At 52.3% G+C, this 377-nt stretch carries 1 protein-coding gene; it reads left to right on the plus strand.

Annotation, left to right across the window (positions count from 1 at the left end):
* Positions 1–42 precede the first annotated feature (42 nt).
* On the plus strand, positions 43–377 hold a 335-nt coding region (locus RW092_RS09045), incomplete at its 3' end, for an IS110 family transposase (protein WP_316010032.1).

Here is a 377-nt window from a genome sequence, read left to right on the forward strand (position 1 = left end):
CCAAACCATTTCAGAGCTACATAGCAAAGGAGAGCTGATACTATGCAGTCTACCACAAAATTCGTCGGTTTAGATGTATCCAAAGAAAAAATTTCGGTTGCAATTGCAGATGTGAGCGGGGAAGCTCCACGCTATTACGGAACCATTCCCCACACACCGGCAGCGTTACGCAAGCTTATCAAAGAGCTGGGAGCGGCCGAAACGCTATCGTTTTGCTACGAGGCAGGACCCACAGGTTACGAAACCTATCGCTGGATCACCTCCATGGGGGCCCACTGTGTCGTCATTGCTCCATCGCTCATTCCCAAACGCCCCGGCGACCAAGTGAAAACAGATCGACGGGATGCCGAGCAACTCGCGCGTTTGTATCGTGCAGG

This window comes from Paenibacillus sp. 3LSP (assembly GCF_032465655.1).
Classification (GTDB): Bacteria; Bacillota; Bacilli; order Paenibacillales; family Paenibacillaceae; genus Fontibacillus; species Fontibacillus barengoltzii.